37 protein-coding genes are annotated in these 25,513 nt (G+C 65.6%); 8 read left to right on the top strand and 29 right to left on the bottom strand.

The window, feature by feature from the left end; genetic code table 11:
• The first annotated feature begins 26 nt into the window (after positions 1-26).
• The 8 genes from KF724_07870 (at position 27) to KF724_07835 (ending at position 8,771) form a co-directional block, all read left to right on the top strand.
• Positions 27-533 carry a hypothetical protein gene (locus tag KF724_07870; protein MBX3355600.1) on the top strand — a complete coding sequence of 169 codons (507 nt, stop codon included), beginning with the start codon at positions 27-29 and terminating at the stop codon, positions 531-533.
• Positions 530-1,591 (top strand): N-acetyl-gamma-glutamyl-phosphate reductase, encoded by a 1,062-nt coding sequence (argC, locus tag KF724_07865; GenBank protein MBX3355599.1) that lies wholly within the window; start codon positions 530-532, stop codon positions 1,589-1,591. Before KF724_07870 ends, argC begins: the two co-directional genes overlap by 4 nt.
• Positions 1,588-2,574, top strand: coding sequence for an acetylglutamate kinase (argB, locus tag KF724_07860; protein ID MBX3355598.1), 987 nt, complete (start codon positions 1,588-1,590; stop codon positions 2,572-2,574). Before argC ends, argB begins: the two co-directional genes overlap by 4 nt.
• Positions 2,558-3,517 carry an ornithine carbamoyltransferase gene (argF, locus tag KF724_07855; GenBank protein MBX3355597.1) on the top strand — a complete coding sequence of 320 codons (960 nt, stop codon included), beginning with the start codon at positions 2,558-2,560 and terminating at the stop codon, positions 3,515-3,517. Before argB ends, argF begins: the two co-directional genes overlap by 17 nt.
• Positions 3,518-3,527: 10 nt before the next feature.
• Positions 3,528-4,871, top strand: coding sequence for an argininosuccinate synthase (locus tag KF724_07850; protein ID MBX3355596.1), 1,344 nt, complete (start codon positions 3,528-3,530; stop codon positions 4,869-4,871).
• A 49-nt stretch (positions 4,872-4,920) separates the two neighbouring features.
• The gene (argH, locus tag KF724_07845) at positions 4,921-6,852 is read left to right on the top strand and encodes an argininosuccinate lyase (GenBank protein MBX3355595.1); all 1,932 of its coding nucleotides are present in this window, start codon (positions 4,921-4,923) and stop codon (positions 6,850-6,852) included.
• The gene (gene argJ / locus KF724_07840) at positions 6,845-8,107 is read left to right on the top strand and encodes a bifunctional glutamate N-acetyltransferase/amino-acid acetyltransferase ArgJ (protein ID MBX3355594.1); all 1,263 of its coding nucleotides are present in this window, start codon (positions 6,845-6,847) and stop codon (positions 8,105-8,107) included. Before argH ends, argJ begins: the two co-directional genes overlap by 8 nt.
• Positions 8,108-8,234: 127 nt before the next feature.
• Complete coding sequence (locus KF724_07835) at positions 8,235-8,771, top strand: hypothetical protein (GenBank protein MBX3355593.1); 537 nt, start codon at positions 8,235-8,237, stop codon at positions 8,769-8,771.
• 63 nt (positions 8,772-8,834) lie between these two features.
• Here KF724_07835 and pheS read toward each other — a convergent pair whose 3' ends face one another.
• The 29 genes from pheS to rpsJ all read right to left on the bottom strand — a co-directional run bounded on the left by pheS (position 8,835) and on the right by rpsJ (position 25,465).
• A complete protein-coding gene (gene pheS / locus KF724_07830) occupies positions 8,835-9,833 on the bottom strand; it encodes a phenylalanine--tRNA ligase subunit alpha (GenBank protein ID MBX3355592.1) in 999 nt (332 codons plus the stop codon).
• A 24-nt stretch (positions 9,834-9,857) separates the two neighbouring features.
• On the bottom strand, positions 9,858-10,529 hold the full coding sequence (gene rplQ, locus KF724_07825; protein ID MBX3355591.1) for a 50S ribosomal protein L17: 672 nt from the start codon (positions 10,527-10,529) through the stop codon (positions 9,858-9,860).
• Between the two features lie 64 nt (positions 10,530-10,593).
• Positions 10,594-11,598, bottom strand: coding sequence for a DNA-directed RNA polymerase subunit alpha (locus KF724_07820; GenBank protein MBX3355590.1), 1,005 nt, complete (start codon positions 11,596-11,598; stop codon positions 10,594-10,596).
• Positions 11,599-11,726: 128 nt separating this feature from the next.
• A complete protein-coding gene (rpsK, locus tag KF724_07815; GenBank protein ID MBX3355589.1) occupies positions 11,727-12,101 on the bottom strand; it encodes a 30S ribosomal protein S11 in 375 nt (124 codons plus the stop codon).
• A gap of 48 nt (positions 12,102-12,149) precedes the next feature.
• Positions 12,150-12,527 (bottom strand): 30S ribosomal protein S13, encoded by a 378-nt coding sequence (gene rpsM, locus KF724_07810; protein MBX3355588.1) that lies wholly within the window; start codon positions 12,525-12,527, stop codon positions 12,150-12,152.
• A gap of 12 nt (positions 12,528-12,539) precedes the next feature.
• Complete coding sequence (gene rpmJ, locus KF724_07805; protein MBX3355587.1) at positions 12,540-12,656, bottom strand: 50S ribosomal protein L36; 117 nt, start codon at positions 12,654-12,656, stop codon at positions 12,540-12,542.
• Between the two features lie 53 nt (positions 12,657-12,709).
• Positions 12,710-12,925, bottom strand: a complete 216-nt coding sequence (gene infA / locus KF724_07800; GenBank protein ID MBX3355586.1) for a translation initiation factor IF-1 — start codon at positions 12,923-12,925, stop codon at positions 12,710-12,712.
• Between the two features lie 27 nt (positions 12,926-12,952).
• Positions 12,953-13,903, bottom strand: a complete 951-nt coding sequence (gene map / locus KF724_07795; protein ID MBX3355585.1) for a type I methionyl aminopeptidase — start codon at positions 13,901-13,903, stop codon at positions 12,953-12,955.
• 15 nt (positions 13,904-13,918) lie between these two features.
• Entirely contained in the window at positions 13,919-15,328 is a 1,410-nt protein-coding gene (gene secY / locus KF724_07790) for a preprotein translocase subunit SecY (GenBank protein ID MBX3355584.1), read from the bottom strand.
• Positions 15,329-15,369: 41 nt separating this feature from the next.
• Positions 15,370-15,816, bottom strand: a complete 447-nt coding sequence (gene rplO, locus KF724_07785; GenBank protein ID MBX3355583.1) for a 50S ribosomal protein L15 — start codon at positions 15,814-15,816, stop codon at positions 15,370-15,372.
• A gap of 47 nt (positions 15,817-15,863) precedes the next feature.
• Positions 15,864-16,595 (bottom strand): 30S ribosomal protein S5, encoded by a 732-nt coding sequence (gene rpsE / locus KF724_07780; GenBank protein ID MBX3355582.1) that lies wholly within the window; start codon positions 16,593-16,595, stop codon positions 15,864-15,866.
• Positions 16,596-16,617: 22 nt separating this feature from the next.
• Positions 16,618-16,977, bottom strand: coding sequence for a 50S ribosomal protein L18 (rplR, locus tag KF724_07775; protein MBX3355581.1), 360 nt, complete (start codon positions 16,975-16,977; stop codon positions 16,618-16,620).
• A gap of 35 nt (positions 16,978-17,012) precedes the next feature.
• A complete protein-coding gene (gene rplF, locus KF724_07770; protein MBX3355580.1) occupies positions 17,013-17,564 on the bottom strand; it encodes a 50S ribosomal protein L6 in 552 nt (183 codons plus the stop codon).
• 28 nt (positions 17,565-17,592) lie between these two features.
• Positions 17,593-17,991, bottom strand: coding sequence for a 30S ribosomal protein S8 (gene rpsH, locus KF724_07765; GenBank protein ID MBX3355579.1), 399 nt, complete (start codon positions 17,989-17,991; stop codon positions 17,593-17,595).
• A 72-nt stretch (positions 17,992-18,063) separates the two neighbouring features.
• Positions 18,064-18,249 (bottom strand): type Z 30S ribosomal protein S14, encoded by a 186-nt coding sequence (locus KF724_07760; GenBank protein MBX3355578.1) that lies wholly within the window; start codon positions 18,247-18,249, stop codon positions 18,064-18,066.
• A gap of 53 nt (positions 18,250-18,302) precedes the next feature.
• On the bottom strand, positions 18,303-19,070 hold the full coding sequence (rplE, locus tag KF724_07755; GenBank protein ID MBX3355577.1) for a 50S ribosomal protein L5: 768 nt from the start codon (positions 19,068-19,070) through the stop codon (positions 18,303-18,305).
• 25 nt (positions 19,071-19,095) lie between these two features.
• Positions 19,096-19,446 (bottom strand): 50S ribosomal protein L24, encoded by a 351-nt coding sequence (rplX, locus tag KF724_07750; protein ID MBX3355576.1) that lies wholly within the window; start codon positions 19,444-19,446, stop codon positions 19,096-19,098.
• A gap of 3 nt (positions 19,447-19,449) precedes the next feature.
• Entirely contained in the window at positions 19,450-19,836 is a 387-nt protein-coding gene (rplN, locus tag KF724_07745) for a 50S ribosomal protein L14 (GenBank protein ID MBX3355575.1), read from the bottom strand.
• Positions 19,833-20,102, bottom strand: a complete 270-nt coding sequence (gene rpsQ, locus KF724_07740) for a 30S ribosomal protein S17 (protein MBX3355574.1) — start codon at positions 20,100-20,102, stop codon at positions 19,833-19,835. The genes rplN and rpsQ overlap by 4 nt, the downstream gene beginning before the upstream one ends.
• Before the next feature lie 47 nt (positions 20,103-20,149).
• Positions 20,150-20,365 carry a 50S ribosomal protein L29 gene (rpmC, locus tag KF724_07735; protein ID MBX3355573.1) on the bottom strand — a complete coding sequence of 72 codons (216 nt, stop codon included), beginning with the start codon at positions 20,363-20,365 and terminating at the stop codon, positions 20,150-20,152.
• A gap of 35 nt (positions 20,366-20,400) precedes the next feature.
• A complete protein-coding gene (gene rplP / locus KF724_07730) occupies positions 20,401-20,820 on the bottom strand; it encodes a 50S ribosomal protein L16 (protein MBX3355572.1) in 420 nt (139 codons plus the stop codon).
• Positions 20,821-20,858: 38 nt separating this feature from the next.
• Positions 20,859-21,560 (bottom strand): 30S ribosomal protein S3, encoded by a 702-nt coding sequence (rpsC, locus tag KF724_07725; GenBank protein ID MBX3355571.1) that lies wholly within the window; start codon positions 21,558-21,560, stop codon positions 20,859-20,861.
• 63 nt (positions 21,561-21,623) lie between these two features.
• Positions 21,624-21,986, bottom strand: a complete 363-nt coding sequence (gene rplV / locus KF724_07720) for a 50S ribosomal protein L22 (protein MBX3355570.1) — start codon at positions 21,984-21,986, stop codon at positions 21,624-21,626.
• 79 nt (positions 21,987-22,065) lie between these two features.
• Entirely contained in the window at positions 22,066-22,356 is a 291-nt protein-coding gene (rpsS, locus tag KF724_07715) for a 30S ribosomal protein S19 (GenBank protein ID MBX3355569.1), read from the bottom strand.
• A gap of 38 nt (positions 22,357-22,394) precedes the next feature.
• Positions 22,395-23,249, bottom strand: a complete 855-nt coding sequence (rplB, locus tag KF724_07710) for a 50S ribosomal protein L2 (GenBank protein ID MBX3355568.1) — start codon at positions 23,247-23,249, stop codon at positions 22,395-22,397.
• Between the two features lie 33 nt (positions 23,250-23,282).
• A complete protein-coding gene (gene rplW, locus KF724_07705; protein MBX3355567.1) occupies positions 23,283-23,558 on the bottom strand; it encodes a 50S ribosomal protein L23 in 276 nt (91 codons plus the stop codon).
• The gene (rplD, locus tag KF724_07700) at positions 23,558-24,220 is read right to left on the bottom strand and encodes a 50S ribosomal protein L4 (GenBank protein ID MBX3355566.1); all 663 of its coding nucleotides are present in this window, start codon (positions 24,218-24,220) and stop codon (positions 23,558-23,560) included. Before rplD ends, rplW begins: the two co-directional genes overlap by 1 nt.
• Positions 24,221-24,392: 172 nt before the next feature.
• Positions 24,393-25,079, bottom strand: a complete 687-nt coding sequence (gene rplC / locus KF724_07695) for a 50S ribosomal protein L3 (protein MBX3355565.1) — start codon at positions 25,077-25,079, stop codon at positions 24,393-24,395.
• A gap of 77 nt (positions 25,080-25,156) precedes the next feature.
• Complete coding sequence (rpsJ, locus tag KF724_07690) at positions 25,157-25,465, bottom strand: 30S ribosomal protein S10 (protein ID MBX3355564.1); 309 nt, start codon at positions 25,463-25,465, stop codon at positions 25,157-25,159.
• Positions 25,466-25,513: the final 48 nt, after the last annotated feature.

Raw genomic sequence — 25,513 nt, 5'->3', positions numbered from 1 at the left:
ATGCAGCCGTGTGCATAATCATGCCCATGGTTGCCAGAGCCCATCGCTGCCATCTCATCGAGCGCATCATTGGTGAAGAGCGCATCGCCAGTCAGGCGGAGCTCCTTCGTCGTCTTCACGAACATGGCGTGGTCATCACGCAGGCAACGCTCTCGCGCGACCTGAGCGCCATCGGAGTGGTCAAGGGACCTCGCGGATATCAGCTCGCGGAGCCGGCGGCGGATGAGCGCGAGGGAGAGTCGGAGCACCTGGCTGCGGCCGTGCGCTCCCACCTTCGATGGGTGACCTGTGCGGGACAGATTGTCGTCCTTACCACGCCATCGGGGCACGCCTCCCTCCTCGCCGCGGAGATCGACAAGGCTCGCCTCCCGGAGAAGCTCGGAACCATCGCCGGCGATGACACGATCTTCGTGGCCTGCCGAGATCAATCGGCCGCTCGCCAGCTTTGCGAGCAGGTCCGCTCTTTGGCGGGACTTGAACAGGTCACGCCTCGCTCGGAGCGGCGTCGCCCGCTCGAGGTGCGACGCGCGTGACCCACGACCACATCACCGTCTGCATCGTCGGCGCTGCCGGGTACAGCGGCGCCGAACTGGTTGGCCTGTTGCTGAAGCACCCCGCGGTTCGACTCGCCGGACTCTTCGGCTCCGACCGTCGCGGTGGCACCCCTGAGCGATTCGACGCGCTTCATCCGCGCTTCCTCGGCGAGACGGAACTGACGATAGAGGCCGCCTCGGTCGAGGCGATCATGGCGCACGCCCCCGACGCGGTCTTTCTCTGCACCCCTCATGAGGCGAGCGTGGAGTTGGCCCCCGCACTGCGAGCGGCGGGCGTGGTGGTCCTCGATCTCTCCGCGGCCTTCCGGCTCCGCTCACCCTCGCTCTACCCCGAGCACTACGGCTTCGAGCACGGCGCCAGCGAACTTCTCGAGAGTGCGGTCTATGGCCTGCCTGAACTGCGCCGCGAGGAGATCCGGCACGCCGATCTCATCGCCTGCCCCGGCTGCTATCCGACCAGCGTCATCCTGCCCGTGGCGCCGATCCGCGCCGCGGGCCTGCTGCGCGAAGGAGGCGTGCTCATCGTCGACTCCGCCAGTGGTGTCAGCGGTGCGGGGCGCACCCCCAGCCTCAAGAGCCTCTTCTGTGAGGTCTCCTATCAGCCATACGGAGTCCTCCAGCATCGCCACGCGCCAGAGATGGCGCAGGAGTGCGGAGTGGAAGTGCTCTTCACTCCCCACCTCCTTCCGCTCGATCGCGGCATCGTGAGCACCATCCATCCGGCACTCGCCCCAGGCGTCGCCGCCGCCGATCTCCGCGCCTGCCTGCGGCACGCGTATGCCGAAGCTCCATTTGTCCGAGTCCTTCCCGAGGGGCGATGGCCTTCGATTGCCTCGGTGGTGCACACGAACTACTGCGACATCGCCGTTGGCTCCGATCGATCAGGACGACACGCCGTGATCGTGAGCGCCATCGACAACCTGCTGAAGGGCGCCGCAGGCCAGGCGGTCCAGGCCTTCAACATCCGCTTTGATCTTCCCGAGGGAACCGCCCTTTCCTCCACGCCACTCTCCGGGGTCTCAGGACGCACTTCATGACCAAGGCTCCACGCTCCAGCATCACGGTGATCAAGGTGGGCGGCGCCCTCCTCGACGATCCCCTCGCCACGCGCGCGATGCTCGACGCCGTCGTCGAAGCCGCGCGTCACGGATCACGATCGGCTGCCGCCGAAGCGCGCCCTCGGGTGAAGGCCCGCGAAGCGATGGACAGCGCGAACGGAATCATCATCGTGCACGGTGGCGGGCGCGCCGTCGATCGCCAGCTTGAACGCATGGGTCTCGGCACCGAGAGGCGCGATGGCATTCGCATCACACCGCCCGAGCAGATGGATCAGATTGCGGGAGTGCTCGCCGGGGTCATCAACACCGCGCTCGTCGGTCACTTCACCTCGCGCGGAGTTCCGGCGGTGGGACTCGGGCTCACCGATGGCCTCTGCTGTCGAGTCGAAGTGGCGCGGCGCTATGCCTTCGATCCCGGTCGCGTCGGCGAGATCACAGGAGGCGATGGACTTCTGCTCCAGCATCTTCTTCAAGGCGGGTTCCTTCCCGTGATGAGCTCCATCGGTCTCGATCCTGATGGTGGCCTTCTGAATGTGAACGCCGATGACGCAGCGGCGGCCGTTGCGGCGCTGGTGGGTGCGTCGACACTCCTTCTGCTGACCGATGTCCCGGGAGTGCGCGGTCTCGATGGCGAGATCGTTCCCTCGATCGACCGCGCTCAGGCGGAGTCGTGGATTGGTGAAGGCGTCATTTCCGGCGGCATGACCGTGAAGGTGCGCGGCGCCCTCGATGCCGCCGAACACGCGGGTTCCGCGGTCGGGCGCGTGCTGATTGCCTCGTGGAACGACCCGGCGACCCTGCGCGAGATTCTGACCGGTGGCCACGCGGGCACGCGCGTGATCGCATCCCGGGACCGATCGGTCAAGTCGTCGCCCGGTTCGACCGAGACCCCTGCGATGAAAGCGCCTTTGATCTCTTCAACCTCACACCCCACCGGAGCCCCTTGTGCCCACCACGCGTGAATCCACCCGTCCATCCGTTGAACTCGGCTGCAAGGACCTGCTCCGAATCACCGATCTCGCGGTCCACGAGATCCTTCCGCTGCTTGAAGATGCGCGGCGCCTGAAGGCCGACTACGCCCCTTGGCGACACGCTTTCGCGCAGAAGTCGATCGTGCTCCTCTTTGAGAAGCCGTCGCTGCGTACGCGCGTGAGCTTCGAGATCGGCTTCGCGAAGTTCGGTGGAATCGCCGTCTATCTCGATCACGAAACCCGGCCGATCGGGCAGCGCGAGTCGATCGCCGACTACGGCCACAACCTCGAGCGATGGGCCAATGCCATCGTGGCTCGGACAGCGCACCACGCCACCATCGAGGTCCTCGCGCAGAACGCGCGGATTCCAGTCATCAATGCGCTGAGCGATCTTCATCACCCCTGCCAGGCGCTCGCGGACTTCATGACCCTCGCCGAGCACGGGTTCAAGTTCAAGCACGGTCGCCTCGCGTGGGTCGGTGACGGCAACAATGTCTGCCACTCCGTCATCGAGATGGCCGCCACGGTCGGCTGCCGACTGGTAGTCATCACACCTCGCGGCTGCGAGCCGTCGGACGAGGTGCTCCGAACCGCCGAGGCGCGCGCCTGCCGCACGGGTGCCGTCATTGAGGTGACGAATGACCTCGACCGGGTCGCCGGATCCGACGCGGTCTACACCGACATCTGGACCAGCATGAACCAGCCGGATAGTCCGGAGCGCACGGCGCTCTTTGAGCCCTACCGGGTCGATGAGGCGTTGATGGCCCGAGCCGGAGGATCCGCGCTCTTCATGCACTGCCTGCCGGCCCACCGAGGCCAGGAAGTCACCGACGCCGTCATCGACAGCGAGCGATCGATCGTCTTTGATCAGGCGGAGAACCGCATGCATGTCCAGAACGCCCTGCTCCTTCACCAGCTCTCGAAGCCCCGCTGACCCCACCACCATGACCACCTCATCCAACCATCCTCCCCGCAAGATCTGCGTTGCCTACTCCGGCGGCCTCGACACGAGTTGCATCATTCCATGGCTCAAGGAGCGCTGGCCCGGCTGCGAAGTCATCGCCGTCGTCGCCGATGTCGGCCAGGGGGCGGCTGAACTCGAAGGCGTCGAGGCGAAGGCTCTGCGCACCGGCGCGAGCCACTGCGAAGTCGTCGACCTGCGGCGTGAGTTTCTCGAGTCCTTCGTCTTCCCGATGGTGGTGACCGGCGCGGTCTATGAAGGCCGCTACCTTCTGGGCACCTCGATTGCGCGCCCGATCATTGCGCGGGCGCAGGTCGATGCCGCGCGGGCACACGGCGCCGATGCCGTGGCCCATGGCTGCACGGGCAAGGGCAACGACCAGGTGCGCTTCGAGAGCACCTATGCGGCGCTCGCGCCGGAACTCCGGGTGATCGCCCCGTGGCGCCTCTGGGAGCTGCGGAGCCGCGAGCAGATGCTGGCCTACCTTCAGGAACGCAACATCCCGACCACGGCGAGCGCCACCAAGATCTACTCGCGTGATGCGAACCTCTGGCACATCTCCCACGAGGGTGGCGCGCTTGAGAACCCGTGGAATCCGCCGCCGGAGGACATCTGGACCCGGACGGCGAATCCGGAGAAGGCGCCCGATCGCGCTGACGAGGTCATCGTCTCCTTCCGGTCGGGCATGCCCGTCGCGGTCGATGGTCGCACGCTCGATCCCGTCGCGCTCCTGACTCGGCTCAACGAACTCGGTGCACCCCATGGCGTCGGGCGGGTGGATCTCATCGAGAATCGACTCGTCGGCATGAAGAGCCGAGGCTGCTATGAGACCCCCGGTGGCACCATCCTCATGGAGGCGCTGCGCGGGCTCGAGGAACTGGTCCTCGATCGCAAGACGCTTCACCATCGCGAGCGGCTTGCACTCGACTTCGCGGAACTCGTCTACAACGGCGAGTGGTTCACGCCGCTGCGTGCGGCGCTCTGGGCCGCCGCTGAGACGATCGCGAGGCCGCTGACCGGCGATGTCGCCGTGCGCCTCTTCAAGGGTCGCGCCGTGACTGTGCGTCGCCGCAGCCCGAACGCGCTCTACCACGAAGCGTTCGCCACCTTCGGCGCCGACGAGGTCTACGACCAGACGCACGCCGAGGGCTTCATCAGGCTCTTCGCCCTGCCCTCACGCATCCGAGCCCTGTCGGAGGCGGAGCGAGCGGCGTCGACCCAGCCCGGCTCGCCGCCGACCTCGCCCACCACCGCTTCGGCACCCGCTCCCGCCTCACCCGCGCGATCGGCGAACTCCCCTGCCCGCACCTCGGCACCGGCCCGGTAAGGCCGCCCCGTCACTCCCTGCGCGCCACGACTTCGAGAGGAGTCCACCCTTGACCACGCTCTATGCCGGCCGCTTCAGCGGCGCTGCGGATGATCTCTTTCGCTCGCTCAACAACTCGCTCCCGTTCGATCGCACGCTGGTGCAGGAGGATGTCGAGGGGTCCATCGCCTGGGCCAGGGCGCTCGAGCGCTGCGGCGTCCTCAATGCGGAGGAGCGCGACCGCCTGATCGCGGCCCTGCGCGAAGTGGCCCGACTCGCCATCGAGTCGCCCGAGTCGATCGAGGATGCCGACGACGAAGATGTGCACAGTTGGGTCGAACGCGAGCTGGTCGCTCGCGTCGGCGACCTCGGCAAGAAACTTCACACGGGCCGGAGCCGCAACGACCAGGTTGCAACCGACCTCCGGCTCTGGACGCTGCGCCAGATCACACTGCGCCAGCAGGAGCTCGAGGCAGCCGTCAGCTCGTTCGTCGCCCTGGCCGAGCGGGAGCGCGGCACCGTCATTCCCGGCTTCACTCATCTCCAGCGGGCCCAGCCGATTCTCTTCAGCCACTGGTGCCTCGCCTACGCCGAGATGCTCGCGCGCGACCGCGATCGCTTCGAGGACGCCGCGGAGCGAGCGTCGGAGTGTCCGCTCGGCTCAGGCGCCCTTGCAGGAACGGCCTACCCGATCGATCGAGAAGCCCTGGCCGGTGATCTCGGCTTCTCAGGCCCCACGGCGAACAGTCTCGATGCGGTGAGCGATCGCGACTTCGTCGTCGAAGCGCTTGCCGCCGCCGCACTCTGCGCGGTGCATCTCTCGCGCCTCGCCGAGGACCTCATCTTCTACACCTCGGCGGAGGCGGGCTTCATCGAGTTGCCCGACTCGGTGACGAGCGGCAGCAGCCTCATGCCGCAGAAGAAGAATCCCGATGCCTGTGAACTCCTTCGAGGAAAGACCGGTCGGATGCTCGGCTCGCTCGTGAGCGTGCTTACGGTCCTCAAGGGCCTTCCGCTTGCCTACAACAAGGATCTCCAGGAGGACAAGGAGCCACTCTTCGACGCGATGGCCCAACTTTCGATGTCACTGCGCATCGTGCCGCGCATTCTCGAAGGCCTTCGAGTCGACCGCGAGCGCACGCGCCGCGCCGCCGAGGGTAGCTACGCCAACGCGACGGAACTCGCCGACTACCTCGTCGGCAAGGGAGTTCCCTTCCGTGACGCCCACCATCAGGTGGGACGACTCGTTCGCAAGGCGATCGAGCAGAAGACACCGCTCGAGGCGCTCCCAGTCGAGGAACTCGCGGAGCTGGCACCGCGCATCTCCGGCGATGTCTATGTGAACCTGACCGTCGATGCCGCTTTGAACAAGCGCTCTGTCGCTGGTGGAACGGCCCCCGAGCGCGTCGCCGAGGGCATCGAGCGGGCGAAGCGTCGTCTCGGCGCCCGTCGCAAGGGCGCGACCGTGCGACGGACCCGGCGCGGAGATCCCCGAGCGCCCGTGGTTGAGTTCCGTGACGCGCGCATGGAGGACATCGATGACCTCTGCCGTCTCGTCGATCTCTGGGCGCTGCGCGGCGAGAACCTGCCTCGCACGCGTGATGACATTCTGGAGAAGATCACCGACTTCGGCGTCGCCACGGTTGATGGCGCCGTCGCCGGGTGCGCAAGCCTCTGGGTCTACACGCCGCAACTCGCCGAGATTCGCTCTCTCGGCGTCAATGAGACAACCCACGGTCAGGGGCTCGGAAGCGGGCTGGTGCAGTTCTTCCTGGAAAAGGCTCGCTCGCTCGGCATTCCGAAGGTCTTCGTCCTCACGCGAGCGCCGAAGTTCTTCGAGCGCTGCGGCTTCCGCCAGGTGAGCGTCAACAGCCTGCCCGAGAAGATCCTGAAGGATTGCTCCAAGTGTCCGAAGAACACCGCCTGCGATGAGATCGCGATGGTGATCGAGACCGGCGCGACGATTCCCCAAGCCGCGCTCGCGGAGCCGCACGATGCCTGAGCACACGAGCGCGAAGGCACGCTCGGCGTCCGCAGCGCCGAGCTCTTCCGCGGTGCCAGCGTCTGCGGAGGCGACGACCGCCGAGTCGATGGCCGCCGCACCCCAGTGGCCACGCGGCTTTGCCGCCGCGACAGGATCGGCCGCCATCAAGGCGCCGGGGCGCGACGACATGGCGCTCCTCGTCTGCGAGCGCGGTGCAACGGCAGCGGGCGTCTTCACACGCAACCTCGTCTGCGCGGCGCCGATTCGGATCTCCCGCACTCATCTGAGCGAGACTCGAGGTCATGCCACTGCGCTCCTCCTCAACTCGGGAAATGCCAATGCCGCCACGGGACAGCGCGGGCTCGCCGATGCCCAGGAGTGTGTCGACGCAGTCGCCGCGGCTCTCGAGGTTGACCCAAGCGCGGTCCTCGTCAACTCGACCGGCGTGATTGGCGTACCGCTGCCCCTGAGTCGCATGGTGCCGGTGATCGGCGCCATGGCGCGCAAGACCGCGTCGGGCTCCGTCGAACCCATGGCGCGCGCCATCATGACCACCGACACCCGCCCGAAGTGGGCCGAGGCTGCGGCGGGCGCTGCCCGCGTGGTCGGCATCGCCAAGGGCGCGGGCATGATTCACCCCGACATGGCCACCATGATCGCGGTGCTCGTGACCGATGCCGCCATCGATCCTCTCGCCCTCGACCGCGCTTTGCGTGCCGCGGTCAATCACTCGTTTCACCGCATCTCGATCGACGGTGACACCTCGACGAACGATTCGGTCTTCGCACTCGCCTCGGGTGAGGCGGGCCCGGTCGACGACGCGCTGCTCACCGCGGCCTTCACCAAGGTCTCGCAGGCGCTCGCTCTCAGGATCGTGAGTGACGGCGAAGGATTCGAACGGGCGATCCGAGTGCGCGTGTGCGGGGCCGGCAGCTCCGAGGCGGCGCTTCAGGTCGCGAGGACGATTGCGCAGAGTCTGCTGGTGCGCACCGCGGTCACCGGCGGCGATCCGAATTGGGGACGGATTCTCGCGGCGGCGGGCCGTGCCGGAGTGCCCTTCTCGCCCGATGAAGTCCGTCTCGAAGTGGGCGGAGTCCCGCTCTACTGCGATGGAGCGCCTGCGCCGACGCCGCTTGCCGAGCGAGAGCGCGCCTTTCGTGAGACGATTGTCGAGATCCTGCTCGACCTCGGTCGAGGCGGCCCCACGGAGGAGTTCCTCTCGTGCGGCCTCACGGAGGCGTATGTCCGACTCAACTCCGACTACACCACCTGACGCCACTGGAGTGCCAAGCCCGGCCGCGCCCGCGCATTCGGGGTTTCGCGCCTGTCCCGCATGCCGCGCCCGCGCTGAACACAATGTCACCTCCTCCGGATTCTGCCGGAGCTGCGGCCACGACCTGGTGTCGACCGCGGCGCCTCCTGCGTGGAAGCAAGGTGTCGACCTCCGGGAGGTCGCCAAGCATCATCGTCGCGCGCAGGCGCTGGCGATGGGGCTCATCGCCCTGTTGCTCCTGTCGATTCTCATGCCGCGCGTGATGCTCAATGCATTCGGCCCCGCCGGGCCCATGGGTCAAGCCGCCAGCCTCATTGACGATGCGGGAGCCATCATCTGGCTCCTTGCAGGCCTGATCGCCTCGGTCCAAACGGTCTTTCTGACCGTGGCGATGCGATTCAATGTCGTCTGGGTGATCTTCTATGGCATCCTGGCGCTGGCGCCGTGCCTCAACATCCTGGTGCTCCTCAGCGTGTCGTCACAAGCCACGGCCATGCTCAAGGTCGCGGGCCTGCGCATGGGCCTTCTGGGAGTCTCCGACGAACAGGTCATGCGCAAGCTCGCCTCGAATCGCTGCCGTCAGTGCGGCTACATCCTGACCGAGGGAGTTGCGACGACCGTCTGCCCCGAATGTGGATCGCCGTCGCCACTCTCGCCCCGATGAGTGGACCGTTTCGCTGCAGCGCCGCGCTGCGGGAGCGCCCTGCCGACCATCACCACCTCGACTTCAGAATTGACGGAGGAAGCGGGCGTCGTTCTCAAAGAGCCAGCGGATGTCGGCGATGCCGTAGCGACGCATCGCGATTCGCTCGATGCCGAGCCCGAACGCGAAGCCCGTCCACTCCTCCGGATCGATGTCGACGGCGCGGAGCACATTGGGGTCCACCATGCCGCAGCCGCCCAACTCCACCCACTTCCACTCGCCCTTCACGCGCATCTTCATGTCCACCTCGGCGCTGGGCTCGGTGAACGGGAAGAAGCTCGGTCGCATGCGCACCTCGGCCTCGGGACCGAAGTACGCGTGGGCGAAGTGCACCAGCGTGCTCTTCAGATCGACCATGGTCACACCACGATCGACATAGAGCCCCTCGATCTGGTGGAACATCGAATAGTGCGTCGCATCATGCGTGTCCGGCCGATAGACGCGCCCGGTCGCGATGATTCGGATGGGCGGCTTCTGCCGCTCGAGCGCGCGGATCTGCACCGTGCTCGTCTGCGTTCGCAGGAGACGCTTTGCGCCGCGATCCTCGCCCATGTAGAAGTTGTCGGTGGGGTCGCGCGCGGGATGCCCCTCGGGAATGTTGAGCGCCGTGAAGTTGTGCCACTCATCCTCGACTTCGGGGCCCTCGGCAAGCGCGAAACCCATGCGGCCGAAGACTTCCACGATCTCATCGATCGTGCGAGTCAGCACATGCTGGCGACCATCAGGCGGAGGCAGGCCCGGCTCGGTGATGTCGATGCGCGGTCCGCGGTCACTCTGCGAACCCACGGCGGCCCGTCGACCATCGAAGGCCTCTTCGAGCCGCGCCTTCACCGCATTGAGGTGCTGGCCGGTGGCCGGCTTCTCCTCGCGCGGGACCTCCTTGAGGCGGCCCATCAAGGCCTTGATGCCGCCCTGCCCGCCCAGCACCCGCGCTCTCCAGACTTCGAGCGCCGCCGGATCGGTGGCGCGCGCCAACTCCTCCAGCGACTCCCGCTCGAAACGGCTCGCCTCCTCGATGAGCATGCTCGGATGCACCTTCGCCGACGGTCAGGTCGTGGCGCCTTCGCCAGTGCCAGGCTCCGCACCGCCGGTGCCCGGCGCCTCAGCGGCGCTCGTCGTGCTCGCGGCCGCAGCCTTCGCTGACCCCGCCGCCTTGCGAAGCTTGGCGGCATACGCGGTCCGGCGATCGGCGGTGGCTCGACGCGTGCTCCGTCGGCCGGAGACATTCGAGCCGCTCTCGCGACCGACGAGCTGGAGCAGCACCAGATCGGTGCCGTCACCCAGACGACGCTTGCCGAGCTTGATGATCCGCGTGTAGCCGCCCGGGCGATCGGCAAAGAGCGGCGCCACCTTGGTGACGAGGTGCTCGATGAGACGCGGCGCCTTGCGCAACTCGCCGTAGCGGTTGAACTCGATGTCGCTCTCCTTCGGCAGATCCCAGAAGTCGTTCTGCTTGCGCTCGCTCTTCACATTCGGATCGGCCACCCACGCGTGCACGGGGCGGTCGTTGATCCGGCTGCGGAGGGCGCGGCGCGTGGCCAGCCCCCGACGCTTCGCCAAGGTGATGAGCTTCTCGACGAAGGGCTGAACGGCCTTGGCCTTGGGCAGCGTCGTCTCGATCTGACCATGCTCGAAGAGCCCGGCCGCGAGGTTTCGCAGCATGGCACGACGATGATCTTCCTTCAGACAGAGCTGCTTGCCGTGTACGCGATGTCGCATCGTGACTTCCTTTCAACTTCGAATCGCGACGGCAACCTCTCGGCCGCCGCCGCGGTGTCTGCAATCAGGCCGTGAAAACCGAGTACCCCTCGGGCATCGGCATGCCGAGCGTGAGCCCCAACTCCTCGAGCTTCGCCTTCACTTCACGAAGGCTGGTCTTGCCGAAGGCTCGCACCTCGAGCAGGTCGTTCTCCGTGCGACGAACGAGTTCGCCGACGGTGCGGACCTGCTCGCTCTCCAGGCAGTTGCTCGCCCGGACGGAGAGGTTGAGATCGGTGATGGGCATGTTGAGCTTGCGGATCAGGTCCGCCTCGCTCGCACCCTGCGCCGCGATCTCGGCGGGAACGATCGCCGTGCCTGCGGACTCGTACTGCACGAAGGGGTTGAGGTGCTTGCGGAGAATCTTCGCCGCCTCGACCAGAGCCATCTCAGGAGTGATGGTGCCGTTGGTCCAGATGTCAAGAATCAGCTTGTCGTAGTTAGTCCGCTGGCCGACGCGCGTATCCTCGACGCGATAGCGCACGCGAAGCACCGGTGAAAAGATGGCGTCGATCGGAATCTCACCGATGACCTGCTCCTCGGTGGCCGCGATTGTCTCGACGGCGGGCACATAGCCGCGACCGCGCGCAACCGTGAACTCGATGGCGAGCTCGGTCTTGGTCGTCAGCGTCGCGAGGACCTTCTCGGGGTTGTGAATGGTGATCGAGGGATCCGCCTGAATGAGATCGGCGGTGACTTCACCGGGACCTTCGGCGATGAGCCGCATGGTGCGCGGCTCGTCGCTGTCCATGTTCACGATGAGATCCTTGACATTGAGAAGAATGTCCGTGACATCCTCCTGCACGCCGGGAATCTGGCTGAACTCGTGGCTCACACCCGGGATGCGGACCTTGGTGATGGCCGCGCCCTCGAGGCTGGACAGCAGAATGCGCCGCAGGCTGTTGCCGACGGTCGTGCCGAAGCCCCGCTCGAACGGCTCGGCGGTGAATCGACCGAAGGTGCGGCTCAGGCTGCGCTCATCCGCGATGACCTTCGCGGGAAGCTCAAGACCTCTCCATCGAACATGCATGAGACTGACTCCAGGTTCCGGCAGATCCGGGGAAACGGAGCCCTCGACCTCTCGGTCACCGAGCGTGCTGCCGGGCCACGCGGCGGGACCTTCTCTGTCGAAGGCGAACGATCAGACGAACATGACGGTCAGACGCGCCGCTTCTTGGGCGGACGGCAGCCGTTGTGGGGAATCGGGGTGTGGTCCTCGATGGCAAGGACCTTGAGGCCATTGTTCTGCAGGGCGCTGACGGCGCTCTCGCGCCCCGGTCCGGGGCCACGGACACGCACTTCGAGCTCCTTCATGCCCATGCGCTTCGCCTTGCCGGCGACCTTCTCGCTGGCGCGACTCGCCGCGAAGGGAGTGCTCTTGCGGGCGCCCTTGAAGCCGACGCTTCCGGCGGAATCCCAGCAGAGGACTTCGCCGTTCAGGTCGGTGATGGTCACCATCGTGTTGTTGAAGGTGGCCAGCACATGGGCGATGCCCTTGACGACATTCTTTCGAATCTTCTTCTTGGTCGACATGGTCGTGTTCCTCGGCGGGTCGTCGGAAGCGACACCCGCCCGCGGTCATCAGCCCTTCACACCCTTCTTGCCGGCGACGGTCTTCTTGCGTCCCTTGCGGGTGCGCGCGTTGGTGCGGGTGCGCTGACCGCGGACCGGAAGGCCCTTGCGGTGACGGTCGCCGCGATAGCTCTTGATGTCCTTCAGGCGCTGGATGTCCTGCTGCACCTGACGGCGCAGGGCACCCTCCACCACCAGCGACTCATCGAGCGTGGTGGAAATGGAGGAGAGCTCCTGGTCGTCGAGCGTGTTCGCGCGACGATCGGGATCAATACCGCACTTGACGCAGAGATCCATGGCGATCTTCGGACCGATGCCGTGGATGTACTGCAACGCGTAAAGGACCTTCTTCTTCTCTGGGATGTCGACGCCGGCGAGACGAGGCATGGTGGTTCTCCGTCAGCCCTGCCGCTGCTTGAGGCGGGGGTTCTTCTTGTTGATGACGAACCGCTTGCCTTTTCGGATCACGATCTGGCAATCGAGGGTGCGTCGCTTGATGCTGCTTCGGACTTTCATGGCATTTCCGTATCTGGGAGTGGCGAACAGGTGGGCACGGGGGGGCGAACAGTCTAGTACCGGTAGACGATTCGGCCCTTGGTCATGTCGTAGGGGCTCAATTCGATGGTCACGCGGTCCCCGGGCAGGATGCGGATGAAGAACTTCCTCATCTTGCCGCTCACATAGGCCAGGATCTCCTGGTTGTTCTGGAGCTTGACGCGGAACATCGCGTCGGGAAGGGCCTCGGTGACCTCGGCGTCGAGCGTGATCTTGTCTTCCTTGGGCATCGATGTTCGGGTTCAGCCGCGTGAACTTCAGCGGATGGACGCCGCCTCCTCTCGGACCGAAGGCGACAGTGGACCGGTGAGCACTTTCGCGCCGCTGCGGGTGATGGCGACAGTGTGCTCGACATGACAGGCGGGGCGACCGGAGGCGACTGCCACCGTCCAGCCATCTTCGAGCGTCTGAGTGCGCACGCCCTCGGTGTCGTGGTCGCACCCGCCAAGGACGAGCATCGGTTCGATGGCGAGCGTCATGCCAGGCATGAGCGTGAAGTCGTGGCGCTCGCGCCAACCCGGCATCAGCATGTTCGGCACGGCCGGAGCCTCGTGCAGGTTGCGACCAATGCCGTGACCCATGTAGGCCGTGACGATGCCATACCCCTTGTCGCGAGCCGTGCGCTCCATGCGCTCGGCGATTGAACTCCATGCGACACCGGGCGCCATCGCGCCGATCGCGTCGACGAGCATCGCCTCGGCGTCATCGATCATGGCGCGCCGCTCAGCGTCGATCGCCGCCATGCCACCGACGGGAATGGTGATCGCCGCATCGGCACACCAGCCTCGCAAACGCACCCCGCAGTCAATGCTCACGAGGTCGCCCGGAAGAAGCCGACGCGGGCCGGGAAGACCGTGGACGATCTCCTCGTTCACGCTGATGCAGGTGGTGGCCGGGAAGGGAATGCCATCGACATCAATGCGATGGTGCAGGAAGAGCGGCTCGGCTCGGAACGCGGCAATGACGCCCATCGCGGCCGCATCGAGTGAAGCCGTCGTGGCACCTGGAACGCACGCGGCTGCCGCGGCACGGAGCGCCGCGCGAACCACCTGCCCCGCCGAGTGCATGAGCTCGATCTCGCCCGGCGACTTGAGAATGACCGCCTGCCGGCGCGCCGCGACATCCGCACCGCCCTCGGTGCGCTCGGTCACCCGGTCGGCCGAAGCGGCCGAACCTGCCAGTGATCGAATGTGCAGCGTGGCGTCCATTGGAGTGTTTGACGATCAACCGCGGGCGGAGCGGACTCGCGGCCCGGCGCGATCCGGACCACTGGCGAGGAAGCCGGCGTAGTTCCGCATGAGAAGGTTCGCTTCCAGGCGCTGCATGAGGTCGAGCGTGACGCTGACCACGATGAGCAGACCCGTTCCACCGAGGAACTGCGAGACGAAGAAGGGAATCCCCAGCTCGCTCGTCACAAAGGCGGGGATGATGGCAATGACGGCCAGGAACCCGGCGCCGACATAGGTGATGCGCTCCATCACCGTCTCGAGGTACTCCGCGGTCCTCGGGCCGGGGCGCAGGCCCGGAATGAAGCTGCCTCGCTCCCGAAGCTGCCGCGACATCTCGTCGGGGCTGAACTGGACGGTGGTCCAGAAGTAACTGAAGAAGTAGATCATCGCGATCTCGATGATCAGGTACGGGAAGCGGCCGATCTGGAAGTTGACCGCGAGGAAGGTGGTGATCGCCGACCAGGTGGTCCCGGTCGCGGCGCGCCCCGCCATCCACTCGAAGATCGCCGACGGGAAGATCATCAGCGAGCTGGCGAAGATGATCGGCATGACACCGGCGTGATTGACCCGGAGCGGCAGGTAGTGGCGCTGTCCGCCGTAGACCTTCCGACCTCGCGTGAGCTTCGCCTGCTGAATGGGAATTCGCCGCTGGGCCACCGTGATGATGATGGCGCCCGCCGTCACGATCACGAAGCCGGCCGCCAGCATGAGCACTCCAACGAGCCCGATCTCCCCCGCCTCGGCGCTCGCGGTACTCCGATTGAAGTTCTCGATCACATAGCCGATCGCGTGCGGCATTCGGGCGAGAATGCCCGCGGTAAGAATCATGGAGACGCCGTTGCCGATGCCGCGACGATCGATCTGCTCGCCCAGCCACATCAGGAAGACGGTGCCGGCCGTGAGCGAGGTGAGGCCCGTGACGATGAAGACCAACCCGGGGACTCCACCCTCGGCGAACTCGGGGCGCACCAGGTTCTGCGTCTTCATGTAGGTGAGCCACATGTACGCCTGGAAGATGCAGAGACCGACGGTGGCGTAGCGCGTCCACTCGGTGATCTTCTGCTGACCCGAGGCGCCTTCCTTCTTGAGCGCCTGCAGCGCCGGGACCACCGAGCCCAGAAGCTGGAAGATGATCGACGCCGTGATGTACGGCATGATGCCCAAGCCGAAGATCGTGCTCTGGGCGAGATTGCCGCCCGAGAAGATGCTCGCGTAATTGACGATGCGACCGAGCGCCGTGCCATCTTCGACCGCCTTGCTGGCCGCCTGCTCAAGGACCCCCTGGTCGACACCGACGATCGGCACCCACATGCCAAGGCGATAGATCACCAGGATTCCGAGGGTGAAGAAGACCCGGTTTCGAAGCTCGGGGATTCGGAAGATGTTGATGAAGGCCTGAAGCATGGATCTCGGATGGTGCGAGCGAGCGTGGATGCGATGGCGCCTTAGATGGCGCCGGCCGTGCCCCCGACCTTCTCGATCTTCGCCTTCGCGGTCGCGGAGAACCGGGCGGCGTGAACGGTCAGCTTCTTGGTGAGCTCGCCCTCGCCGAGCACCTTGAGCGGAAGCTCCATGCTGGGCACGAGTCCCTTCGCCACCAGCGCCTGCTGATCAACCGAGGCTCCGGCGTCGAAGTGCTTCTCAATCTCGCGAAGATTGATGACCCAGTACTCCGAGCGGAAGCCGGAGTTGGAGAAGCCTCGCTTGGGGAAGCGGCGCATGATGGGTGTGGCGCCACCCTGGTAGCCGGGGCGGCTGCTCCAGCCCGCGCGGCTCTTCGCACCCTTGTGGCCGCGACCACTGGTGCCGCCCTTGCCGCTGCCTTCGCCGCGACCGACGCGCGTGCGTCGCTTGTGAGGTCCGGCGAGCTTGGTGATGTCATGGATCATCATGGTCGAAACACTCCGCGTAATTGGAGTTCAGTGGTTCGTTCGTTCACTCACGCGCTTGCGGCGCCACCATCGGCGGGCGTGGACTCGGCGGCAGGGGCGCCGCCATCCATCGGCCCACCGCCGCGGCTTCCGCCACGATGACCGCCACGACCGCCACCCCCGCGAGGTCCGCCGCGTCCACCGCGACGACGATCGTCGCCCACGGTGTTGACCGGCGCCGCCGCCTTCTCGCCGCTGCGCTGCGCGGGCATGGCCGCGGCACCGCGTCGAATCGCATCCTCGACCTCGGTTGTCCCGAGTTCGACGCCCCGCAGGGCCTCGATCTTCTCTCGCATCCGCAGACGGCTGAGCGCATCGAGAGTCGCCTTGACGAGGTTCTTCGAGTTGCTGCTGCCGTAGCACTTGGTGAGACAGTCATGAATGCCGAACATGTCGAGAATGCCGCGCACCGCCGCACAGGCGATGACGCCCGTGCCGGGGCTTGCGGGAATGAGCCGCACCTTCGAGGCGCCGAAGCGGCCCTCGACCGTGTGGGGGATGGTGCGCCCCTGCATCGGGTAGGGCTTCATCTTGCGCTTCGCTTCGCGCTGAGCCTTCTCGATGCTCTGCGGAACCTGGTTGCTCTTGGCGTAGCCGATCCCGACGCGCCCGTTCTTGTCGCCCACCACCACGAGTGCGGAGAAGCTGAAGCGACGGCCGCCGGCGACGGTGCTGCTGGTGCGATAAATGCCGACCGTCGTCGAGTCGACATCACCTGATGATTCGTAGCTCTGCTGCATGATGAGTTGCTTTCCGGGCGATTCAGAACTGCAATCCGCCCTCGCGGGCGCCATCGGCGAGCGCCTTCACGCGGCCGTGGTAGCGATAGCCATTTCGATCAAAAACAACGGCGGACACACCCGCCTGCTTGGCGCGCTCGGCCAGCGTCTTGCCAATGGCCTTGGCGGCGTCGATGTTGCCACCCGACTTGCCCGGCAGTTCCGCGTCACGCGAGCTGGCGCTCGCGAGCGTGCGTCCGGCCAGGTCGTCGATGACCTGCGCGTAAATGTGCTTGAGCGAACGGAAGACGCTGAGACGGGGGCGCCCCGGGGTACCGGAGATCCGGCGGCGGATTCCCTTCTTGCGTCGCATGCGTCGATGGATGCTGATGCTGCCTGCCATGGTGAGGTCCGTGTTCGTTGGTGGCGTGCGGTCGCTCAGGCGCCGAAGGCCTTGCCCTTCTTGCGCTGAATGACTTCGTCGACATACTTGATGCCCTTGCCGTTGTAGGGCTCGGGCTTCCGCTGCATGCGGATGTAGGCCGCCAGTTGGCCGACCTTCTGCTTGTCGGGGCCGCTGATTTCGACGATCTGGCCGTTCACCGCGACGGTCACGCCGTCGGGAATGGCGAGTTCGACAGGATCAGCGTAGCCGACGGTGAGAGTGATCTTCTTGCCCTGGACTTTGGCGCCCCAGCCGACGCCGATCACTTCGAGCTTCTCGGTGAAGCCCTTGGTCACGCCCTCGATGGCGGTGGCGACGAGAGCGCGGGTCAGCCCCCAGTAGGCGCGGGTGTTGCCGACCTCGAGCTGCGAGGGATCCACCGTGCAGGTCACCTCGGAGGTGCCGCTGGCGACCTTCACCTCGGGACGATGCACGAACGAGAGCTTGCCCTTGGGCCCCTGCACATCGACGGTGCGGCTCCCGGCGTTGACCGAGACCTTCACTCCGGCGGGGACGGGGACGGGTTGCTTTCCGATGCGACTCATGACTTCCTTCCCATTCGATGCGGTGGGATCAGCAGACGGTGGCGACGACCTCGCCGCCGATCTTGACTTCGCGACACTTGCGATCACTCATGACGCCGCGGCTGGTGGAGACGATGCAGATGCCGAGCCCCTGGAGCGGACGCGGAATGTCCTCCATGCCCTTGTAGATGCGGCAGCCTGTGCGGCTGACGCGACGGATCTCATTGATGATCTGCTCGCCTCGCGTGCCGTACTTGAGGTCGATGCGGAGGAGCCCCTGGCGGCCATCCTCGATCACATCAAAGCCGCGCACATATCCCTCGTCGACGAGCACCTGGGCGATGCCGCGGTTGAGCTTGTTGTTCAGGCAATGCACCGACTTGGAACGGTTCCGCAGGGCATTGCGGATTCGCGTGAGCATGTCGGCGGTGAGGTCATGCAGGGGCATGAGTGGATTCCTTGTTCAGATCGTGGCGCCGGTCAACGGCTGCCTTGAATCGAGTTGCGTGCGAATCGAGAGTCACCATGAGGCCTTCCGCATGCCGGGGATCATGCCCTGGAGCGCCAGCTCCCTGAGCATGATGCGACTGATGCGGAACTTTCGGTAGACGCCGCGCGAGCGGCCGGTGATTTCGCAGCGGTGCTGCTTGCGCGTCGAGAACTTGGGGGGACGCTTCATCTTGGCGAAGACACGCTTGCTGGCCATGGTCGAGTTCCGGGTTCGGGGTCGAAGGGTGAGTCAATATCAGTGGCGCCGGATCAGCGCCTGGAATCGGGTCGGACAAAGGGCATGCCGAGCTTGTCGAGCATGAACTTGCTCATGGCCGGCGTGCTGTTCTCGAAGACGAGGTTGATGTTCATGCCGTGCGAGTGGTTCACGCTGGCCATGTTGATCTCGGGCCACACCGCCTGCTCGGAGAGGCCGAAGGCCCACGAACCGCCCTTGTCGAAGGACTTGTCGCTCACGCCTCGGAAGTCCTTGATTCGGGGAATCGCGAGGTTGATCAGGCGGTCCAGGAAGTGCCACATGCGATCGCGCCGAAGCGTGACCATGAAGGCGCTGGGAGCGCCCTCGCGCACCTTGAAGTTGGCGACGCTCTTGCGAGCCTTCACCATGACGGGCTTCTGGCCCGTGATCTTCATGTAGGTGTCGATGATGGCATCGCGGAGTTCGGGCTTGAGCTTCTGATTTTCAAGCTGCTTGCCGACGCCGGTGTTCACCATGATCTTGGTGAGGCGCGGCACCTGGTGAATGTTCGAGAGACCGAACTCCTGCATGACGGCCTTCACCACCTCGTCGCGATACATCTGCTCGAGCCGCGGTGTCGGATAGGCACGCTTGCCGGGGACATGCGGCGCTCGCGGCGCCTCCGGCTCGCCCTCGGCGGCGTCGGACTTCTTCTTGCGGCCGGCATCCTTCTTCGCTTCCGCCCCGCCGCCACCCTTGGCCCCCTTGGGCGCAGGACGGCTCCCGCCCTTCTCAGGCGTCTCGGCGTCGGTTGGCTTCACATTCGCTTCGTCGGACATGGATCACCTCTGCGGAGGATGGCGCTCAGGCGCCCGCCTTCCGCGCGTTACGGGGTCGATGGAGAACATGCAGCTCCTTGCCGCCTCGCGCCGCGACGCGCACCTTGGTGCCGTCGGCCTTCACCGGGAAGCGCACGCGGGTCGGCTTGCCGTCGACGACCGGGCTGACATTGGAGATGTGCACGGGAAACTCGCGACGGATGGTGCTCCCCTGCGGCCGCTGCTGCGTCGGTCGCAGGTGCTTGGTGCGCACATTGACGCCCTGCACCACCACGCGATCGCCATCGTCCACGATGGCGAGGACTTCGCCCGTGGCGCCGCGGTCGTTGCCGGCGGTCACGATGACCAGATCACCCTTTCGAATATGCCGAGGCATGGTTCAGATCACCTCCGAGGCCAGGGACACGATCTTCATGTAGTTCTTCTCGCGCAGCTCGCGGGCGACGGCGCCAAAGATGCGCGTGCCGCGCGGGTTGCCGTCCTTGTCAATCAGGACGCACGCGTTCGAGTCGAAGCGGACATAGCTGCCATCCTCGCGACGCGTGGGGTACTTGCAGCGGACGATGACCGCCTGGACCTTGTCGCCGGTCTTGACATCGCCAGTGGGCAGGGCGCGCTTGACGGAGCAGACGACGCGATCGCCAACCCCCATCGTGACGCGGCGGAACTTGCCCCGGGCGGTGCTCACGCCGAGGACACCGATGACCATCGCTTCCTTGGCGCCGGAGTTGTCGGCGACGACGAGGCGTGTTTCCTTCTGGATCATCGCGTGTTCTCCTCGTTGTTGAAGACGACCTCAGCGGGCTCAAGGGCCTTCTCGACCACGCGAATGATCACCCAGCTCTTGGTCCGCGAGATGGGCCGGCACTCCGCGATCTCCACGCGATCGCCGAGCTTCGACTCGTTCTTCTCGTCGTGGACATGAAGCCGGGTCCGCTTGCGGACATACTTGCCGTACTTGGGGTGGCGCGACACGAACGGGAGGACCACCGTGCGGGTCTTGTCCCGCGCAGCGCTCTCCACGATGCCCACGCGACGCGGGCTCTTCTCGGGGACGGTGATGGATCGGCGGTTGCTGGTCACTTCGCGGCCTTGGAAAGGGTGCGGGCGCGGGCCTCGGTCTTGAGTCGCGCGATCTCCTTGCGGAGCTTCTTGAACTGGGAGGTGTCGGCGACCTTCTCGGTCACCGTCTGGCTGCGCAGGTCGAAGAGCTTGCGCTCCGTCGCCTTGGCTTCAGCGAGCAGCTTGTCGGTCGCGTACTTGCGGATCTCGGATGCCGTGGTGGTCTTGGCCATGGTGCGAACTCGTGTGGCGTATCTGGGTCGATCGATCAGACGGCGAGCCGCCGGCCGACGAAACGGCAACGGACGGGCATCTTGTGGGCGATTCGGGCGAGCGCCTGCTTGGCGAGCTCCTCGGAGACGCCGGCCACCTCGAAGAGAATGGTGCCCGGCTTCACGCGAGCCGCCCAGTACTCGACATCGGCCTTGCCCGTTCCCATGCGGGTTTCGAGCGGCTTCTTCGAGATGGGCTTGTCGGGGAAGACGCGAATGTAGAGCTTGCCCTGGCGACGGAGGAAGTGCTGCGCGGCGATGCGGCCCGCCTCGAGCTGCTTGCCCGACACCCAATGGGGTTCGAGGCTCTGAAGACCGTAGTCGCCGTAGGAGACATAGTTGCCGCGAGTGGCATTGCCGCGCAGCTTGCCGCGCTGCTGCTTGCGGAACTTGACACGCTTGGGAAGAAGGCTCATGGCGTCCTCGTGGGTTCAACGGTGAAAAACAGCAAGACTCAGCGTCGGCCTCGGGCTCGGGCGCGACCACCGGCGGCGTTCGAGGTGTTCTCGTCGTCCGCCTCCGTGTACATGCCCTTGAAGACCCAGACCTTGACGCCGATCGCGCCGTAGGTGGTGAAACTGTGGACCAGGGCGTACTCGACCTGCGCCTGGAGTGTGGAGCGGGGAATGCTCCCGAGACGAATGTCCAGCGTGCGGCTCATCTCCGCGCCGCCGAGGCGACCGGCGAGCAGGATGCGGATCCCCTTCGCGCCGTTCTGCATCGCGCTCTCGGCCCGCTGCTTGAGCACCTTGCGAAGGTTGGCCCGCTTCTTGAGCTGCTCGGCGATGTTCTCCGCGATCAAGCGAGCGTCGATCTCGGGGTTCTTGATCTCGATGATCTTGATGACGACCTTGCGGCCGGTGAGCGCCTGGAGATCGTTCGTGAGGCGCTCCACATCCTGGCCCTTGATGCCGACCACCTGCCCCGGACGCGCCGTCTTGATGATGAGCGTCAGCTCCTCACGGGTGCGCTCGATATGAAGGTCGCTCACCGCAGCGAACGGAGGCGTCCGGTTGAGGCGCTTGTCGACATACTTGCGGATGCGATAGTCCTCCACCAGCAGCTCGCCGAAGAGCGCCTTCGGGGCGAACCAGCGACTCTTGTGCGGCTCGGTAATGCCGACGCGGAAGCCGAATGGATGCGTCTTTTGTCCCATGATCAGCGGATCCTTGAAGTGTGCTCGTTGGCTCGGTGGGTGGGGTGTCGGGTGAACGGGCGATCAGCGCGCCTTGGCCGCTCCGCGTCGGCCTGCGGGGCGATCATCAACGGCGACGATGATGTGACTGGTGCGCTTGCGAATGGGATGCGCGCGACCGCGATCCTTCTGCTGGAAGCGCTTGATGGTGGGACCGCCGTCGGCGCGGGATTCGACCACCACGAGCGAACCCGGATCGAGGTCGTTCTCCTCGGCGTTGGCGATGGCGCTCTTGAGCACCTCGCGGACGAAGACGGCGCCGCGCTTCTTGCAGAAGTCGAGCGCAGTGAGCGCTTCGTCGGCGGGCTTGCCGCGGATCATGTCGGTCACCAGGCGCACCTTGCGGGGAGCAATGCGGGCGAAGCGATGGGAGGCTTGGTAGGCCATCGTGAATCTCGTCGTTCGGGGGTGCGGTCGCTGTGGAAGAGGTCGGTGGTGAGGCGATCGGGGGCAGGTTGCGAAAGGGTCAGCCCTTCGCTCCACCCTCGATCCCTTCCTTCTTGTTGGTGTGGCCACGGAAGACGCGCGTGGGTGCAAACTCGCCGAGCTTGTGGCCCACCATGTCCTCGGTCACGAAGACATCGATGAAGTTCTTGCCGTTGTGCACCTGGAAGGTGATGCCGACAAACTCCGGGACGATGGTGCAGGCTCGGCGCCAGGTCTTGATGGGGGTGCGCCGCGTCGCCGACTGCATCGCCTCCGCCTTGCGGAAGAGCTTCTCGTCGACGAACGGGCCTTTCTTGAGAGATCGGGACATGACCGTGGTTCCTTCGTGTCAATCGCGGTGAGCGTGCGTCAGAGCTTGAGCTGGCCGTAGCGGCGGCTCTTGCGGCGGCGGATGATGAGCTGATCGCTCGACTTGCCGTACTTGCGGGTTCGGCCACCCTTGGACTGGGTGCCGCTGGCATTCGACGGCTCCTGGCCACCCTTGGAGCGGCCTTCACCACCGCCGTGCGGGTGCTGGTGATGGCTCATCGCCACGCCGCGGGTGCGCGGTCGGCGTCCGAGCCAGCGGGCGCGGCCCGCCTTGCCGATGACGACATTGGCGTGATCGGGGTTGCCGACGACACCGATCGTCGCGCGGCACTCGAGCAGCACCTGTCGGATTTCGCCCGAGGGCATGACGAGCGTGGCGAGGCGACCTTCCTTGTTCGTGAGTCGAGCGCCCATGCCGGCGGAGCGGCACAGGGTGCCACCTCGACCGGGGACGAGCTCGACATTGTGCACATCGAGACCCGTCGGAATGTGCTTGAGCGGCATGCAGTTGCCGACCTTGGGCTCGATGCCGTCATTGGAGCTCAGGACCTGATCTCCGGCGGTGAGCTGCTTCGGCGCCAGGATGTAGCGCAGCGTGCCATCCTCGTAGCGGAGAAGGGCAATGTGGCTGCTGCGATTGGGGTCGTACTCGATGCCGACGACGGTCGCGACCATGCCATCCTTGGTGCGACGGAAGTCGATGAGCCGGTAGCGGCGCTTGTGGCCGCCCCCCTGCTGAATCACCGTGAGCTTGCCCTGCGAGTTGCGACCACCCGTCTTGTGCAGCGGGCGCAGCAGCGACTTCTCGGGACGCTTCTTCGTGACCTCCGCATGGAGGTTCACCGACGCGTTTCGTCGGGCGTTCGTGGTTGGCTTGTAGACGCGAATGGGCATCAGTTCACCTTTGAGCGAAAGTCGCGGGGTGGATCAGAAGAGCTCGATCTTGTCGTCGGGATGAATGCGGACGATGGCGCGCTTGGTGATGCGCCCCGGCACCTTGCCGTACTTATAGATGCGATCTCGCGAGCGGCGCGTCATGGTGTTCACACCAACGACGCGCACCTTGTAGAGCTCCTCGATCGCCTTCTTGATGTCGGTCTTGGTGGCTCGCCCATCCACGGAGAAGAGGTAGCGCCCCTGGTTGTTCGCCCAGGTGGCCTTCTCGGTGATGAGGGGCTTCTTGATGACGAGAGTGGCTTCCATCACGCCTGCTCCTTGCCGTGGTCAGTGGTCTCGAAGATGCGGCCGCTGAGGAAGCCCTCGAGCGAGGCCTTGTCAACCACCAGGTAGCGGTGGTTCAGCAGGTCAAAGGCATTGAGCTGCTCCACTCGGCAGACCGAGACGCCTTCGACATTGCGGGCGCTCAGGAGGGCGTTGCGGTTGCCGCCGTCGATCGCGACCAGCGTGGAGCGGTCGGCGCCGACAGCCTTGAGGAGCGTTGCAAAGTCGCGCGTCTTCGGCGCCGTGAAGGAGAGATCCTTCACGCACTTCACTTCCTGGTCGACGAGCTTCGCCAGAAGCGCATTGCGGTTGGCGAGACGGCGCATCTTCTTGGTGAGCGAGGTCCGGAGATCCTCGCGCGTGCGCGTCTTCGCGAAGGCGACACCGCCGCCCTTCATGATGATGGTGCGGACCGCGCCGCGCCGGGCGTTGCCGGTGCCCTTCTGCTTGTAGAGCTTGCGGGTCGAACCCTCGACCATGCCGCGACTCTTCGTCCGAGCCGAGCCCTGACGCTGATTGCCGTGGGTGATCACATACGCCTGCTTGAGGAGCGCTGGGCGCACCTCGCCGCCGAGGGATGCGGGGTCGATCGAGAGGACATCGACCTTCTTGCCGTTCTTATCGAGGACGGGCAGTTCAATCATGGGTGGGACCTTGCCGGCATGCGCCGGTCTTTCGCCTCCCCCTCCCTCGGCCTGTCAATGGGTGGCCGGGGGCAGGGTTTGACTCAGGTGTTCAGGGCTCGGTTGTCGCGTCCGCATGGTTTCCGTGCCTCAGCCCTGCGGGCGTTGGCGTGGACCTTTGCGAACCTCCAGGTCACTTGCCGGCCTGGATGCGTGCCTTCCGCTTGTAGAGCCGCTTGCTGGCTCGAATGAAGAGATAGCCTTGGCTCGCTCCGGGGACCGCCCCCTTCACGAGAAGAAGATTCTTGTCGGGGTCGATGGCGACGACATCAAGATTGCGAACGGTCACGCGCTCATCGCCCATGTGACCGGACATGCGCTTGCCCTTCTTGATCTTGGCACCGTGGCCACGATCGGTGCCGTGGCTGCCGATGCTGCCGGAGGTCCGGTGCTTGCGCTCGGTGCCGTGGCTGGCGCACATGCCCTTGAAGTGGTGACGCTTCATGCCGCCCTGGAACCCCTTGCCCTTGCTGGTTCCGGTGATGTCGACGAACTTCGTGCCGTCGAGGGTGGCAATCGTCAGGGTCTGTCCGAGCTCAACGCCTTCGATGTCCTTGTCGTTGTCGCAACGCACCTCGCGGTGCAGGCGCTTCGGGCCGACACCGGCCTTCCCATCGTGAGCGATGAGCGATTGCGGCGTGCGACGCGCCTTCGCGTCGTCGTAGGCGATCTGGACGGCGGAATAGCCGTCGGACTCGCTCGACTTGACCTGCGTGACCGTGCAGGGACCGGCTTCGATCACAGTGACGGGGATATTCCTTCCGTCTTCCGTGAAGTAGCGAGTCATGCCGATCTTTTTGCCCAGGATGGCGGGGACCATTGGCGGATCTCGGGGGTTGGCCGGAGGTCCGCTTCAGTCCGCGCGACGCGGCCGAAGAGGACACGGCCGGTGCGGGACTAGACCTTCATCTTGATGAAGACGCCGGCGGGAACAACCAGCCGGTTGAGAGCCTCCACCGTGCGGTGGTTGGGCTCGCTGATATCGATGATGCGCTTGTGCGTGCGGATCTCGAACTGCTCGCGGCTCTTCTTGTCGATGAAGGGCGAACGGTTGACGGTGTAGATCTCGCGCCGCGTCGGCAGCGGGATCGGACCTGCAACACGAGCACCCGTGCGCTTCGCGTGATCGACGATCTCGCGCGCCGAGGCATCGAGCGCCTGGTGGTCGTAGGCTTCCATGCGGATTCGAATGTTGCCGCCGGTCATGGGTGGTGCTCGTGAGGGCTCGGGTGAAACTCGGCGTGTAGTCGAGTT

The organism is Phycisphaeraceae bacterium (assembly GCA_019636735.1).
In the GTDB taxonomy this organism is placed as follows: domain Bacteria; phylum Planctomycetota; class Phycisphaerae; order Phycisphaerales; family SM1A02; genus VGXK01.
Note: the sequence above shows the minus strand (reverse complement) of the source record. Positions and strands in the feature narration are given on the sequence as shown.